Source organism: Acidimicrobiia bacterium, assembly GCA_041394025.1.
In the GTDB taxonomy this organism is placed as follows: domain Bacteria; phylum Actinomycetota; class Acidimicrobiia; order IMCC26256; family JAOSJL01; genus JAOSJL01.
In genome coordinates, this window is sequence record JAWKJA010000002.1 from 307,679 (window position 1) to 322,060 (window position 14,382).

Genomic DNA, 14,382 nt, shown 5'->3' on the forward strand with positions numbered 1-14,382 from the left:
AACCGGCGCTGCCGGCTGCCGATCAGGGTCGCATGCGCCAGTGCCCCGGATGTGGCTTCCTCGTCCCGCCGTCGTGGGACGAGTGCGAGAGGTGCGGTGCCGATCTGGCCGATGCGTCCGTGTTCCGGGCCGCCTCGGCCACGGCCGGGACAGCGACGGCCGGGACAGCGACGGCCGGGACAGCGGTCTCACGACCGGCGTCGTCGCCGACCACCTCCCCGGGTCCGACCGGGACGCGACCTCCCGGTATCCCCGGCGGCGCCGACTCCTCGCCCGGGCCCGCGACACCGGCCGGACCACCGGGCCCAGGGGCCGGCGAGCACTTCGACTACTTCACGGGCGCTCCGGTGTCACAGCCCGCGCCCGGGAGCCTCGCGGGAGTCGCCGACCCGCTCGACTCCGACCCCCCCGACGTCGTCGTGTCGACCGGGAAGGCCCGTCGGGCCCGGGCGCTCACGCGGGTTGTCTACGTGGTGTGCGCTGTGGTCCTCGTGGCCGCAGGGTGGTACGGCTACCGGCAGATCACGGCAGAGGACATCGACCTCGACCCCGCGGCGCAGGAGTGGGTGGACGGTGAGCGCTCGGTGACCGTTGACAACACCCTGGCCGGGTTCCGCGCCGAGTTGCCCGCGTCCCCCGAGGTGGTCGAGCAGTCGATGACCGTTGCCGGCCAGACCTACACGGTTCACTTCGAGATGTCCCAGGTGACGCCCGAGTACGTCGTCGGTGTGGGATACGTCGACGGCCCGCCGGGCTCCGAGCAGGAGCTCGACGCGCTCGTGGCCGACGGGGAGGGTGTGGAGTTCGTGGCCGGTGGTGACACCGCGTCGATCGACACGGTCGAGCACCAGGGGCGCCGGGCCGTCGACGTCGTGGCCAGCGTCGAGGGGGCGTCCACGAAGGTGCGGATGGTCCCGGTGGGTACACGCCTCTACATGGCCATGATCATCACCCCCTACGAGAGCGCACCGGGGTTCGACCGGCTGGTGGACGGCTTCGAGCTGCTCGAAGGCCCCGTCGGGGCGTCGTGAGCGCGCCGCCTCTGGCTATTCCTCCGCGAACCGGTCATACTGGTACGCCCACCACACGAGCGCCGGCGTGGGCGACCGGAGGGTCGTCGCGACCGGTGCTCCCGGTGTGTACCGGCGAGGCGGCACCACCCCCGACGTCACGAGGTTGAGCAGGCCGATGTCCCATTCCGCGAGGGCGCCCCGCAGACGCTGCCTGCTCGCCGCCACGGTGACGACGGCCCTCGCAGCAGGCCTCGTCGTCCCGTCGGGCGCCGTGGCCGGCCCGGCGACCCACGCGTCCGGCGACGTCGACAGCGGGGCCGACGCCCGGGCCGCCGCGACGATCCCACCCGACGCCACGGTGCTTGTCGAGGAGCTCGACGAGCGCCTCGTCGACGCGCCGATCACCGACGGGCCGGCGGCCGACGCCATCGACGCGCTCGCCGGTGTGGACCGGGAGCTCGCCGAGATGCTCGACGCCTCCGCCGGCCTCCAGGCGCGGGAGGACCGGCTCCAGGAGGCGATCGACGAACTCACCGCCACCGAGCAGCAAGCGGCCGCCGAGCTCGCCGACGCCGTCGACCGCAAGCGGCGTCTGGCTGCCGCGGCCTACACACAGGACCCCGCGGCGACGAGGCACTACGCCATCCTCGATGCCTCGGGGCCCGTGGAGGTCGCACGGCGGGGGCGCCTGGCCGACACCGTCGGTGACACGCTCAACGAGGCGGCCGACGAGGCCGACGAACTGCGGGCGGCCGCCTCGGAGGGCGCCGCCAAGGTCGGTGACGAGCTCGTGGCCGTACGGTCACTGCGCGACGACCTCGACGCCACGATCGCCGGTCTGCTCGAACAGCGGGCCGCCGCGCGTGACGAGGTGGCCGAGACGCTCCCCATGGCCACGGTCGCCGATCTCGACATCCCCCTGGTCGTCCTCAACGCCTATCTCCGGGCTGAGCGCGCCGCGCTCATCACGGAGCCGGGCTGCGGTGTCCCGTGGTGGGCGCTGGCCGGGATCGGCCGCACCGAGTCGGACCACGGCCGGTTCCGTGACTCCGAGCCCGACGAGGAGGGCAACGTGTCGCCGCCCATCCTCGGCGTTCCCCTCGACGGGAAGGGTGTCGCCGCGATCGGTGACAGCGACGGCGGGGATCTCGACCAGGACACGGTCCACGACCGCGCGGTGGGGCCCATGCAGTTCATCCCGTCCACGTGGGAGCGGTGGGGAAGTGACGGCAACGGCGACGACCTCGACGACCCCCAGAACATCTACGACGCGGCCTACTCGGCCGCCCGCTATCTCTGTGCGGTGGCACACGGGGATCTCACCGACGACGCCCAACTCGACCGCGCGTTCCTCGGGTACAACCACTCGCTCAGCTACGTCGTGACGGTTCGCGACCGTGCCGAGGAGTATCGCGACCGCGCCGACTACCTGCCGCCACTCGACGTCAGCTGACACCGCCACCGGGCCGACCCCGGCCCCCGGTGGGTTCGTCGAGCCCGTCATGGTGCGACGCCTCGTACTCGTGCTTCCGTCTCGCCAGGGCGCGTCCCTCGTTGCCGCTCGTATAGGGCGCCACCGCCAGGCCGAGGAGTGCCGAGCCGATGATCACGATCGTGAGCGGCACGCCGAGAATGAACCACAGGAGGATGACCGTCGCGAGGAAGGCAACGGCAGTCGCCACGGCCCAGTGGACGACGAAGGGGCGAGGATCACGCGGCGGAAGGGGGTCCATCGCCGAGGTCTCCCTGTTCGGTGGGCCCGGATCGTCGGTCACCGTGGCGTCCAGCGTCGACGACGCCGTGTCAGGCGGTGGGGTTGAGGTCGGTGATCGTGACGCGGCCCTCGCGCTCCACGCGGGTGCCGGGACGCGTGGCAGGTGTGGGTGTGGTGTCGACGTCGGTGGCCTCGGCCCGCAGGGCGGCCACCGTGCACCTCTCGCGTGACCTGACGGAGAACGGGTCGTAGCGGAAGAACCGCATGGCGTTCTCGTGGGTGATCTGGTTGATCTCCGCGTCCGTGAGGTCGGTCCCGCTGAACTCGCCCCACAGACGCTCGGGCGTCTGCGGCCACGTCGAGTCGGAATGCGGGTAGTCGACCTCGATCGTGAGGCGCTCGGTTCCCAGCTCGCGGGCGTGACGTGCCCCCACGTTGTCGGAGATGGAGCACAGGATCACGCGCTCCATGAAGAACTCACTGGGCGCCTTGTCGCCGAAGTCGGCGCCGGTCCACGACTTGTGAACCCGGTACGTGTGGTCGAGGCGCTCGAGGAAGTACGGCACCCAGCCGGTACCCCCCTCGCTGAGGGCCACCGTGAGGTCGGGGAACTTCTGCCAGACCGGGGAGTGGATGAGGTCCGCGGCCGCCTGGACGATGTTCATCGGCTGGAGAACGATCATCACGTCGATGGGTGCGTCGGGTGCGGTCATGACGAGCTTCGAGCTGGATCCGATGTGCATGCAGACGACGGTGCCCTCGTCGGAGCACGCCTTCCAGAAGGGGTCCCAGTGGTCGGAGTGCAGCGACGGGAGATTCAGCGGTACCGGGTTCTCCGGGAACGTCACGGCGTGGCACCCCTTGGCTGCGACACGGTGGATCTCCTCGGCCATCAGCTGGGGGTCCCAGATCGTCGGGATCGACAGGGGGATGAAACGCCCAGGGGCGGATCCGCACCACTCGTCGATGTGCCAGTCGTTGTACGCCTGGGCGAGCGCGCGGGCGGCATCCCTGTCCTCGAGAGCACCGAACAGGCGGCCGGCAAAGCCGGGCAGAGACGGGAAGCACATCGACCCGAGCAGGCCGTTGGCGTTCATGTCGCGCACCCGGTCGTTGATGTCGTAGCATCCGGAGCGGATCTCCTCGAAGCTCGTCGGGTCGATGCCGTACTCCTCGCGGGGTCGTCCGGCGACGGCGTTGAGGCCGATGTTGGGGACCTCGATCTCGAGGAACTGCCACACGTCGGTGCCGTCATCCTTGTGGACGACATGGGGAGCGACGTCCCGGTAGCGGTCGGGCAGGTGGTCGTCGAACATGCCCGGCGGCTCGACCACGTGGTCGTCGACACTCACGAGAATCATGTCGTCCATCTGCACGGGGATCTCCTCCGTCCGGCGAACCCGGCGACGATGTCACCCTACCGTCGGGGAGCCGGACCCGTACAGAGGCCGTGCGGTGCGTGCCCTACACGGACGGGAGCGTGAGTCGTTCGCCGGGGAACACGAGGTCGGGGTCTCCCGAGCGAAGCGTGGTGCGGTTGAGGTCGATGAGGCGTGCCCAGTAGCGCGCCACGTCGGGCTCGCCGACCGTACCGGGGCGACCGGAGGCCAGCGCGTGTCGTTCCAGGACCTGCTCCGAGACCGACCACATGTTCTCCCCGGGTGACACGACGTGGACTCCCCCTTCGGGGGAAGCGCTGCCGATGCGGCGGTCCTCGACGTCGGCGTCGGTGTGGCTCGGGGGATGAGCCGGGGGATGTGGCGGCGCGAGCGAGGTCGGCGGCGCGACCGGTGGGGACGTTGCGCCTCCGCCGGCCCCCCGCACGACGGGCTCCTCGAGCATGGTCTGCGCAGCACCGTCGTCCCCCGCGTCGGGGGAGGCGGCCGCCGGCGCCGATGACATCCCTGACGACGCCAGCGACGCGGCCACCGAGACGGCCACCGCCCGCTCCACGAGGTGGCGCACGGGCGGGAGCGCCAGGGAACGGAGCAATCGCGAGAGCCCCGGTCGACGCATCCTCACCGCGGTGGCGAGGACGGTCAGCACCACGCTGAGGACCAGCCACGCCGCGACGAACGCGAGGACCGGGCCGATGACCGCCAGGACGACGTCGGCCACGGGGTCGGTCGGGACGGAGGTGCTGGCAGGTGATGGCACATCGACCATCTTAGGATGTGACAGAGTGTGTGACAAAGGGTCCACGGCGTTCCCTCACGACCGGTACCCTGCTCGGTCGTGACCACGCTTCCCGATGGTGGCTCCGCCGAGGAGCCGACCCTCGCCACCGACGGGCGACCGCTCGGGGAGCGGGGGGCGCGCACCCGGCGCCGGCTCCTCGATGCCACCGAGGGCCTGCTGGAACAACGGGGCGTGCGCGATCTCACGGTTGCCGACATCGCCCGTGCGGTCGACACGTCGCCCGCGACCTTCTACCAGTACTTCCGCTCGGTCGAGGACGCCGTGCTGGCCCTTGCCGTGGACGTCGGAGAGCAGCTCGCTCCCATCGGGGTGTTCCTGGAGGCGCCGCTCTCCGAGCCCGATGGTCTCGAGCGTGCCCATGCCGCCGTGGAGGCGTTCCTGGAGTTCTGGGACGACCACCGCGCGGTGCTGCGCACGCGGAACCTCGCCGCCCAGGAGGGTGACACGAGGTTCCGCGACGTCCGGAACCGCTCGCTGGAGCCCGTCACACGTGCTGTGGCGGCACAGGTCGAGAGGTCGCAGGCGGCCGGCGACGTCGACGCGTCGGTCACGCCCTATGCGGCGGCGGCCGCGCTCGTTGCGATGATCGAGCGGATGGCCGCCTTCCACCGTGATCTCGAGCCGCGCGGCGTGTCGCGCGATGCGCTGATCACCACGACCGCGCGGATACTCCACCGGAGTGTCACGAAGCTCGGATAGGGGCAGTGTTCCCGACGGTGGGCCGTTGTGGCCACGGCGGACGCCCCGCTGGATGGCCCACAACCTCGTTCACCTCGCCCGCATCCTCGAGGCGACCCCGATTCCCGCAGAGGGCAACACGCGCGATGCTGAGGAGTGCCACAACGGCTGAGGGGGTCCCGCAGATGTCTGCAACGCTGGAGCACCGGATGCTCGTCGACGGCATGCTCATCGAGGCGTCGGGGGGCCGTACGTTCGATGTTCTGAACCCGGCGACCGAGGAGATCGTCGGGCCATGTGTCGACGCAACGGTCGACGACATGCGACGGGCCATCGGCGCGGCGCGACATGCGTTCGACGCCACCGACTGGTCGACGGAGATCGCGGAGCGCAAGCGCTGCCTCCAGCAGTTGAAGGCTGCTCTCGAACGGGAGCGTGAGACGCTGCGCGAGATCCTGGTCGCCGAGGTCGGAACCCCTGTCACCCTCACATTCGCGGTGCAGCAGGACAGTTGCATCGACGACATGCAATGGGACATCGACCTGCTCGACACGTTCACGTGGGAGAGAAGCCTCGGAGTGCACGAGTTCTTCGGAATGCGAAGTGAGCGCGTCGTCGTGAAGGAGGCCGTGGGCGTGGCGGCGCTGATCACGCCGTGGAACTTCCCGTTCATGCTGAACCTCTCGAAGCTGGCGCCGGCACTGGCTGCGGGGAACACCGTCGTGCTGAAGCCCGCTCCCGACACGCCGCTGAACGCCACCTTCCTCGGCCGCCTCATCGCGGAGCAGACCGACATACCGCCGGGCGTCGTCAACATCGTGCCCGCCGCGGACCCGGCGGAGACCGGCGAGGTCCTCATCGCCGACCCTCAGGTCGACCTCGTCAGCTTCACGGGCTCCACCGCCGTGGGGAAGCACATCATGGAGGTCGGCTCACGGACCTTGAAGAAGGTCTTCCTCGAGCTCGGAGGCAAGTCGGCCAACATCATCCTCGACGACGCCGACTTCCCCTCGACGGTCGGTCTCGGGGCGATGATGTGCGTGCACGCCGGGCAGGGGTGTGCCATCGCGACACGGACGCTCCTCCCGCGCTCGCGCTACGACGAGGGCGTCGAGCTTCTGCGGGAGTCCTTCGAGACGTTCGCGTACGGCGATCCCAACGACCCGGCGCACATGATGGGGCCGCTCATCAACGCGCGCCAGCGCCAACGGGTTCTCGACCTGATCGACACCGGCCGCCGTGAGGGGGCGCGGCTCCTCGTGGGTGGCGGCACTCCTGAGAACCTCGACCGCGGCTACTACGTGGAACCGACACTCTTCGTCGACGTCGACCCCAACTCCACACTCGCCCAGGAGGAGATCTTCGGGCCGGTGCTGTCGGTCATCCCCTACGAGGACGACGACGACGCCGTGCGGATCGCCAACAACTCCCGCTACGGCCTGTCCGGCTCTGTGAGCAGCGCCAGCCTCGAACGCGCCATGGCCGTCGCCCGGCGTGTCCGCACCGGGACGATGTCGGTCAACGGCGGGCAGTGGTTCGGTCCCGACTCTCCCTTCGGTGGCTACCGCCAGAGCGGTGTCGGTCGCGAGCACGGCGTCGAGGGTTTCGAGGAGTACCTCGAGACCAAGACGATCGGCTACCCCGCCGACCCTGGCGTAGCCTGAGCAACGAACTGGCGGACGGGGGGCTCATCGTGGCGGTCACCGACGACACGGACCGGACATCACGGGCAGACGACCGCGGGTACCTCCCGAGCTTCGGGACAGTTGCCGACGAACGGCGCCACCGCCAGGAGAGGCTGGCCGGGGCGTTCCGGCTCTTCGGCGCCTTCGGGTTCGATGAGGGAGTGGCGGGGCACATCACCGCACGTGATCCGGAGCACGCCGATCGATTCTGGGTCAACCCGCTCGGGCGGAACTTCAAGCAGATCCGTGTGTCCGACCTGATCTGCGTCGACTCCAGCGGCGCCGTCGTGGAGGGCAGCGGCTTGCTCAACACGGCCGCTTTCGTGATCCACGGCCACGTCCACGAGGCGCGCCCCGACGCGCAGGCCGCCGCACACGCCCACTCCGTGTACGGCAAGTCCTGGTCGTCGCTCGGACGACCCCTCGACCCCCTCACCCAGGACGCATGCGCGTTCTACGACGACCACGCCGTCTTCGACGACTACACCGGGGTCGTGGTCGACCCCCGGGAAGGGAAGCGCATCGCCGAGGCGCTCGGCGACAACAAGGCGGCGATCCTCCAGAACCACGGCCTGCTCACGACCGGCTGGTCGGTCGATGAGGCCGCCTGGTGGTTCATCACGATGGAGCGCACGTGCCAGGCGCAACTCCTGGCCGAGGCGGCCGGCACGCCGAAGCCGATCCGGCCCGAGCAGGCGGCGCTCACGGCAACGCAGGTCGGCTCGCACGTCGCGGGACACTTCTCGTTCCAGCCGCTCTGGGAGTGGATCGTCGCCGAGCAGCCCGATCTCCTCGACTGACGCGTGACCGTCACGTCCGACGCCGTGCGCCTCGACGGCCGCGTCGCGGTCGTCACGGGTGCAGCCGTCGGGATCGGCCGTGCGGTGGCGATGTCGCTGGCGTCGTTCGGCGCCGACCTAGCGGTCTGCGACCGCGACGTCGAGAACCTCGCAACGACGGCATCCGACGTCGACGATCTCGGTCGTCGGGTCGTCGCGGTCGAGGCCGACGTCCGTGACGCCACGGCCGTAGATGCCTTTCTCCACGCCACGAGGGAAAGCTTCGGGGCGGTCGACATCCTCGTGAACAACGCCGGAGGGGGATTTGCCGCCGACCTGCTGGATGTCAGCGCCAAGGGCGAGGCGGCGTTGGTCGCCGAGAACTTCACGAGCGTGACGAATCTCGTGCGGGCGACGGTCCCGCTCATGGAGGGGCGCCCGGCGTCGATCGTCAACGTCACGTCCATCGAGGCACACCGTGGCGGACCGGGCTTCGCTGTCTACTCGGCCATGAAGGCCGCGGTGGCCAGCCTCACGAAGTCGCTGGCGCTCGAGTTGGGGCCGAGGGGAGTCCGCGTCAACGCCGTTGCACCCGATGTGATCCCGACACCCGGAGTCGGTGCTGACATGCCCGAGCCCGCGGCGCTTCCACGGCAGGGAAGCGTCGACGACGTGGCCGGTGTGGTCTGCTTCCTCGCCGGCGACCTGGCGGCGTTCGTGACCGGGACGACCGTGCACGTCGACGGCGGAAACCTGGCGGCATCGGGATGGCGCCGCGACGACGACGGTCGCTGGAGCCCGTCGTGACGTTAGGTGTGGATGCCCGAGCACCTCGTGTTCCACGTCGCCATGGAGGGCTCACCGCACCCGGGTGACGATCGTGCGCCGGTGCCGCTGCCGGCACCGGCGCACGGGCCTCGAGGCGTCGCCGATCTGATCGGCCTGCCGTCGCCCCGAACGCGCCTGCGGGCGCGTCAGCCGGCAGCGACCCACTCGGAGGCGATGCGGAAGGCCTCGGAGCCGTCGTCGGCGATGGCGAGCAGGCCGAGGTGTTGGTCGGGCCGCCACAGGATGCCGATGGTGTCGGCGGCCGTGTCGATGATCAACGTGGCAGGGGTGCCGCTGACGTCGATGTGGAGAGGGCTGGTACTCGCCCCGACGGCGAGGCCTGCGGCGAACCGCGGCCAGACGTCGGGGTCGTCGAAGGCGGGACCGAGGTCGTAGGCGACGAGAACGCCGGCCGGTTCCCCCGGGTTGCCCACGGCCCGGGCGTCGACAGCCCGGATGACATCCGACGAGGCGTCGGCCTCGACTCCTCCGGCGAACAGGAGCACCTCGTCGGGGGCCAGCTCGGCGTAGCCGTAGCTCGGGAGATCGAGGAACGCCCGGTCCGCGAGCGGTGCGCGGGGGACGGTGGTCGTCGTCGTGTCCGACGCCTCGGTGGAGCTCGGGGCAGTCGTCGACGTGTCGGGAGAGGTCGTGGTCGTCGTGGTGCTCGTGCTCGTGGCGTTGCCGCTCGAGGTCCCGCTACCCGTGCAGGCGGACAGGAGCGTCACACACGCCACTCCGCGCACGGTGAGCGTCCACGCCCGTGCGCGACCCGTGGTGGTCGGTCGGACGACACGACGCCAGGTCACGACGATCGCCACGAGCCGCTCAGGAGTCGTCGCCGAGGAACCGGATCGTGCGACTCCGGAAGCGCCACCCGCCCCCCTCGCGTACGAGTTCGTCGATGTAGCGTCCGGCCTGGGTGAGGCGGAGGCCGTCATCGGATCGCTGGAGATAGCAGAAGTCGGTCGCTGCGTCGGCGGCGTCGCCGGTCACCTCGATCACGGCGTTGTAGGTGACGTGCTGGCCCACGGGTGTCCCGGGCTTCCAGGCACCGATGTTCTCTCGGATGGCGGGTCGGCCCGTGTGGGTCACACCCATCACCGTGAACTGCGCGTCGTCGGTGAAGAGCGCGGCGAAGTCGTCGGTTCGCCCGTCGTCGTAGGCGTGGCAGTACGTGGCCAGGAGCCGGCGGATCGCGGTGTCATCGGACTCCGTGTTCGACATGGTGCCTCCAGCAGTCATGGATGCCCGATGTTCGCGCGTCTGATGCGTCGCATCTGACGTGGTGCCCGTTGTGGGGGCAGAATGGTGCCGTGAGTACAGCCGACGACACCGCGCAGGAGATCGTCGACGAGCTCGTCCCCCGCCACGATGTTCCCCGCGGTGGGCGGAGCGGCTTCGCCGTCGTCGATGACCGGCAGGTCCACTATCTGGAATGGGGGCACTCGACGGCGCCCACGGTCGTGTGCCTCCATGGCGGTGGCCAGACCGCCTACATGTGGGAGGAGCTCGGCGCGGCTCTCGCGCGGCGCTGCCACCTCCTGGCGCCCGACCTGCCCGGCCACGGTGACTCCGATGCACTCCCCGCAGGCGAGTTCGATCGGCGCCGTCTGGCCGGCGCGGTGATCTCGTTCCTCGAGGAGTTCGGCGTGCGTCGTGCGGCGTTCGTGGGCGCGTCGCTCGGAGGGATCACTTCGCTCACCGTGGCATCGGACCACGTGGATCTCGTCGAAGCGGTCGTGCTCGTCGACATCGGTCACCGGATGGAGAGCGAAGGCGTGCGCCGTATCGTCGAGTTCATGACTGCTCACGAGTCGTTCGCGGATCTGGAGGAGGCGGCCGACGCTGTCGCGGAGTACCTGCCCCGTCGCAAGGACGTCAGGATCGAGAGTCTCAAACGCAACCTCCGACAGCGTCCCGACGGCCGTTGGGAGTGGAAGCACAACTTCGGACGGAGAATCCGTCAACGGCAGGCCGAAGGCGTCTTCGACGTCAACCGTGCCCAGACGCTCGTACAGGGTGTCGGGGAGGAGGCCCGAGGTCTCGAGTGCCCGGTCCTGGTCCTTCGAGGCAAGGAGAGCGACCTGCTCTCCGAAGGCGGTGCGCAGGAGATCACGGATCTGATCCCGAATGCACGCCTCGCGCGCATCGCCGGTGCCGGACATCACGCAGCGGGTGACAACCCCACGACGACGGTCGAGCTCATCTCCGAGTTCCTCGACGAGATCAACTGGGCATGACCCCACGGGGCGGGCGGACGGTCGCGCTACAGGCCGAAACCCATCGGCGGTGAGCCTCGGTCGCGATCGGCGAACATCTCGGACTTCTGGGCGACGAGGCCCTCGACCGTCCACCGCTTCCCGTCACCCTCCGCGGTGTGTACGGGCGACCACCCGGTCATGAGATGGACGCGGTCCGCCCACACGACGAACACCTGACCGGTGATGTCACCTGCCTCGTCCGACGCGAGGAAGCCCACGGTCGGTGCGATGTTGTCGGGCGACCACTCGTCGAAGGTGTCGTCTCCGGGCTCGTCGAAGCCGCCGAACGTACCGGCGGTCATGCGTGTACGGGCACGGGGCGCCACGCAGTTCACGGTGACGCCGTACTTCGCCAACTCACGTGACAGGACGATGCTGAGAGAGGCGATTCCGGCCTTGGCCGCCGAGTAGTTGGCCTGGCCGGCGTTTCCGAAGAGCCCCGATTCACTCGTGGTGTTGATGATGCGACGGGGTACCTCGACGCCGGCCTTCGATTGTTCGCGCCAGTAGCGAGCCGCGTGGTGCGAGGGCGCGAAGTGTCCCTTGAGATGCACCCGGATCACCGAGTCCCAGGCCTCCTCGTCGAGGTTGAAGCTCATTCCGTCACGGAGAATTCCAGCGTTGTTGACGAGGATGTGAAGGTCGCCGAAGGTGTCGATGGCGGTCTGAATCAGGCGCTGCGCGCCCTCCCAGTCGGCGACGTCGTCCCCGTTGGCCACGGCTCTTCCCCCGGCCTCGGTGATCTCCTCCACGACCTGGGTGGCCGGGCGGTCGTCGGCGCCCGTGCCGTCCCACTCACCGCCCACGTCGTTGACCACCACACTTGCGCCGTGCGACGCGAGAAGCACCGCCTCGCCCCGCCCGATGCCGCGTCCGGCTCCGGTGACGATCGCTACCTTTCCGTCGAGCAGTCCCATGTGTCAGCGTCCTCCGTCGGCCGGCGGCGCGTGACGGCGTGTCGCGTGGCCGGGTTCCATGGGTCGCGCAGCGTAGCCCGGTCGGGTTCTGGCCGACATGTGCGGCGGGTATCCTCATCTGTCGGTCGAGCCGAGGGGAACAGCGTGAGCGAGGGGGCCGGTACCGATCTGGCCGACGATCTTGCCCGTACCCTGGCTGTGGTCGACGCCGCCGACGAGCTGTCGACCTCACACTTCGAGGGCCTGGCCGGGCTCGCGGTGGAGACGAAGCCCGACCTGTCACCCGTCACCGAAGCCGACCGGTCGGTGGAGCGCCTCGTCCGCGAGCGCCTGGCCGCGGAGAATCCCGGTGATGCGGTCGTCGGTGAGGAGTACGGCACCGACGACGGGCCCGGCGGGGGTACCGGCCGGCGCTGGATCGTCGATCCGATCGACGGTACCCAGAACTTCATCCGGGGCGTCCCGGTCTGGGCGACACTCCTGGCGCTCGAGATCGACGGGGAGGGCGCACTCGGCGTCGTGTCGGCGCCGGCTCTCGGGATGCGCTGGTGGGCCACACGTGGCGCCGGCGCCTTCCGGAACGGTCGGCGGATCCGCGTGTCCGAGGTGAGCGACCCTGCCGACGCCTACGTCGCCTACGACAGCATTCCCGAGATGGAGCGTTTCGGGCTCGGTGACGCGCATCTCGACCTCGTGCGCCGCGCACACCGCTCACGGGGCTTCGGCGACTTCTGGTCGCACGTCCTCGTCGCCCAGGGAGCGTGCGACATCGCCGTCGAGCCGCGCGTCAACCACTGGGACTGGGCGCCGCTGCGGGTCATCGTCGAGGAGGCCGGAGGGCGCGCCACCGACCTCGACGGGTCGCCGCTGCACGGAAAGAGCGGGATCCTCACGTCGAACGGTCGGCTGCACCGTGAAGCCGTCGCCGTCTACAGCGGTCACGGGGCGGCCCGCACGGATCCGGGAGCGTGAGCGTGTCGGAGGTCACCGTCGGCATCGACATCGGGACGACGTCGGTGAAGGCCGTGGCGGCCGACGGCGATGGCACGGTCGTCGCCCGGGCCCGGGTCCCGCACCAGCTCCAGATCCCCGCCCCCGACCTCTTCGCCCACGACGCCGCCGAGGCGTGGATCCGTGGGCCGCTCGAGGCGTTGCGGCAGCTCGGCGACACGGACCCCGTCGCCATCTCCGTCGCGGCGATGGTTCCGTCGCTGACCGCCGTCGACGGGAGCGGGACACCCGTGACGCCGGGCCTCCTCTACGGTGACGCACGGGGACGCGCCGTCGACGAGCCCCAGCACGACGAGAGCGGTGAGTGGCGCCGGTTCCTGGCGTGGACCGCCGAACAGGAACCCGGGGCCCACGGCTACTGGCCGGCCCAGGCGGTCGCCAACAACGCCCTCGCAGGAACGCCGGCGCTCGACACGACGTCTGCGGTCACGACGTACCCCCTGTTCGACTTCTCCGGCTGGGACCCGGAGGTGGCGGCCGAGGTCGGAGTACACCCCGAGCAGCTCCCCACGATCGTGCCGAGCGGCCAGGTGGCCGGAAAGGTCGGTGACGCCGTCCTGGAGCCGGGAACGATCGACGCCCTCGCCGAGCAGCTCGTGGCCGGTGCCGACGCTCCGGGCGACGTCCTCGTCATCTGCGGAACGACGCTCATCGTGTGGGCCGTCGTCGAACGCGAGGTCACCGTGCCCGGCTACCTCTGCGTTCCTCACACCACCCCGGGGCTCTGGCTGCTCGGGGGCCCGAGCAACGCCGGCGGCCTGTTCCTCGACTGGGTGCGCCGCCTGCTCGGCCCGGTCCCGGACGCCCCACCGGCCGACCCCTCGGCTGTTCCGGTGTGGTCCCCGTACCTGAGAGGTGAGCGCGCGCCGCTGCACGACCCGACGCTGCGCGGACAACTCGTCGATCTCGACCTCACCCACGGGCGCGACGCCGTGATGCGCGCGGCGTTCGAAGCCACCGGTTTCGCGACACGTCGTCTCCTCGACTCCACCGACCTGGCGCCGAGCCGCATCGTGGCCACGGGCGGCGGAACGCGTGTCGAGGGGTGGATCCAGGCCCTCGCCGACGCGACGTCGCTGCCCGTTGACGTGGCGGAGAGTCCTGAGGGTGGCGCGTTGGGTGCGGCGTTTCTGGCCCGCGTCGCCGGAGGTCTCGAGGCGTCCGCCACCGACGCCCGGCGGTGGGCGCGCACCGGCCACCGGGTCGAGCCCGACGCGCGGTGGGTCGGGGCGACGGCCGGGCGCTACTCGCGATTTGCGGCACTGATACCCCGTTGACTGCATTGATCGCACTC

15 protein-coding genes are annotated in these 14,382 nt (G+C 70.3%); 9 read left to right on the plus strand and 6 right to left on the minus strand.

The features are described 5' to 3' along the window. Positions 1-32 precede the first annotated feature (32 nt). Positions 33-1,031 (plus strand): zinc ribbon domain-containing protein, encoded by a 999-nt coding sequence (locus R3A49_01380; GenBank protein ID MEZ5169383.1) that lies wholly within the window; start codon positions 33-35, stop codon positions 1,029-1,031. A gap of 67 nt (positions 1,032-1,098) precedes the next feature. Next, the gene (locus R3A49_01385) at positions 1,099-2,466 is read left to right on the plus strand and encodes a lytic murein transglycosylase (protein MEZ5169384.1); all 1,368 of its coding nucleotides are present in this window, start codon (positions 1,099-1,101) and stop codon (positions 2,464-2,466) included. Here the strand turns inward: R3A49_01385 and R3A49_01390 are convergent. The 3 genes from R3A49_01390 to R3A49_01400 form a co-directional block, all read right to left on the minus strand. Then, complete coding sequence (locus R3A49_01390; protein MEZ5169385.1) at positions 2,459-2,788, minus strand: hypothetical protein; 330 nt, start codon at positions 2,786-2,788, stop codon at positions 2,459-2,461. The two genes, R3A49_01385 and R3A49_01390, sit on opposite strands and share 8 nt — an antisense overlap. 28 nt (positions 2,789-2,816) lie before the next feature. Then, positions 2,817-4,103, minus strand: coding sequence for an amidohydrolase family protein (locus R3A49_01395; GenBank protein ID MEZ5169386.1), 1,287 nt, complete (start codon positions 4,101-4,103; stop codon positions 2,817-2,819). Between the two features lie 88 nt (positions 4,104-4,191). After that, on the minus strand, positions 4,192-4,884 hold the full coding sequence (locus R3A49_01400) for a hypothetical protein (GenBank protein ID MEZ5169387.1): 693 nt from the start codon (positions 4,882-4,884) through the stop codon (positions 4,192-4,194). A gap of 78 nt (positions 4,885-4,962) precedes the next feature. Between R3A49_01400 and R3A49_01405 the strand changes: the two genes are divergently transcribed. From R3A49_01405 to R3A49_01420, 4 genes are all read left to right on the plus strand, one after another. Next, complete coding sequence (locus R3A49_01405; protein ID MEZ5169388.1) at positions 4,963-5,625, plus strand: TetR family transcriptional regulator; 663 nt, start codon at positions 4,963-4,965, stop codon at positions 5,623-5,625. Positions 5,626-5,789: 164 nt separating this feature from the next. Beyond that, positions 5,790-7,268, plus strand: coding sequence for an aldehyde dehydrogenase family protein (locus R3A49_01410; protein MEZ5169389.1), 1,479 nt, complete (start codon positions 5,790-5,792; stop codon positions 7,266-7,268). A 29-nt stretch (positions 7,269-7,297) separates the two neighbouring features. Continuing rightward, positions 7,298-8,089 (plus strand): class II aldolase/adducin family protein, encoded by a 792-nt coding sequence (locus R3A49_01415; protein ID MEZ5169390.1) that lies wholly within the window; start codon positions 7,298-7,300, stop codon positions 8,087-8,089. Between the two features lie 3 nt (positions 8,090-8,092). After that, positions 8,093-8,875, plus strand: a complete 783-nt coding sequence (locus R3A49_01420) for an SDR family NAD(P)-dependent oxidoreductase (GenBank protein MEZ5169391.1) — start codon at positions 8,093-8,095, stop codon at positions 8,873-8,875. A 167-nt stretch (positions 8,876-9,042) separates the two neighbouring features. On the opposite strand, the gene R3A49_01425 is transcribed toward R3A49_01420, so the two are convergent. Together R3A49_01425 and R3A49_01430 are read right to left on the minus strand one after the other, a co-directional pair. After that, positions 9,043-9,717, minus strand: coding sequence for a hypothetical protein (locus R3A49_01425; GenBank protein MEZ5169392.1), 675 nt, complete (start codon positions 9,715-9,717; stop codon positions 9,043-9,045). Positions 9,718-9,724: 7 nt separating this feature from the next. Next, entirely contained in the window at positions 9,725-10,123 is a 399-nt protein-coding gene (locus R3A49_01430; GenBank protein ID MEZ5169393.1) for a nuclear transport factor 2 family protein, read from the minus strand. Positions 10,124-10,212: 89 nt separating this feature from the next. On the opposite strand from R3A49_01430, the gene R3A49_01435 reads away from it, so the two are divergent. Continuing rightward, a complete protein-coding gene (locus tag R3A49_01435; protein ID MEZ5169394.1) occupies positions 10,213-11,139 on the plus strand; it encodes an alpha/beta hydrolase in 927 nt (308 codons plus the stop codon). 26 nt (positions 11,140-11,165) lie between these two features. On the opposite strand, the gene R3A49_01440 is transcribed toward R3A49_01435, so the two are convergent. Further along, positions 11,166-12,077: an SDR family oxidoreductase gene (locus R3A49_01440; GenBank protein MEZ5169395.1), complete on the minus strand. Its 912-nt coding sequence runs from the start codon at positions 12,075-12,077 to the stop codon at positions 11,166-11,168. A 144-nt stretch (positions 12,078-12,221) separates the two neighbouring features. Between R3A49_01440 and R3A49_01445 the strand changes: the two genes are divergently transcribed. Together R3A49_01445 and R3A49_01450 are read left to right on the plus strand one after the other, a co-directional pair. Then, positions 12,222-13,049, plus strand: coding sequence for an inositol monophosphatase family protein (locus R3A49_01445; GenBank protein ID MEZ5169396.1), 828 nt, complete (start codon positions 12,222-12,224; stop codon positions 13,047-13,049). Then, the gene (locus R3A49_01450) at positions 13,046-14,365 is read left to right on the plus strand and encodes an FGGY-family carbohydrate kinase (GenBank protein ID MEZ5169397.1); all 1,320 of its coding nucleotides are present in this window, start codon (positions 13,046-13,048) and stop codon (positions 14,363-14,365) included. The genes R3A49_01445 and R3A49_01450 overlap by 4 nt, the downstream gene beginning before the upstream one ends. The last annotated feature ends 17 nt before the right edge of the window (positions 14,366-14,382 follow it).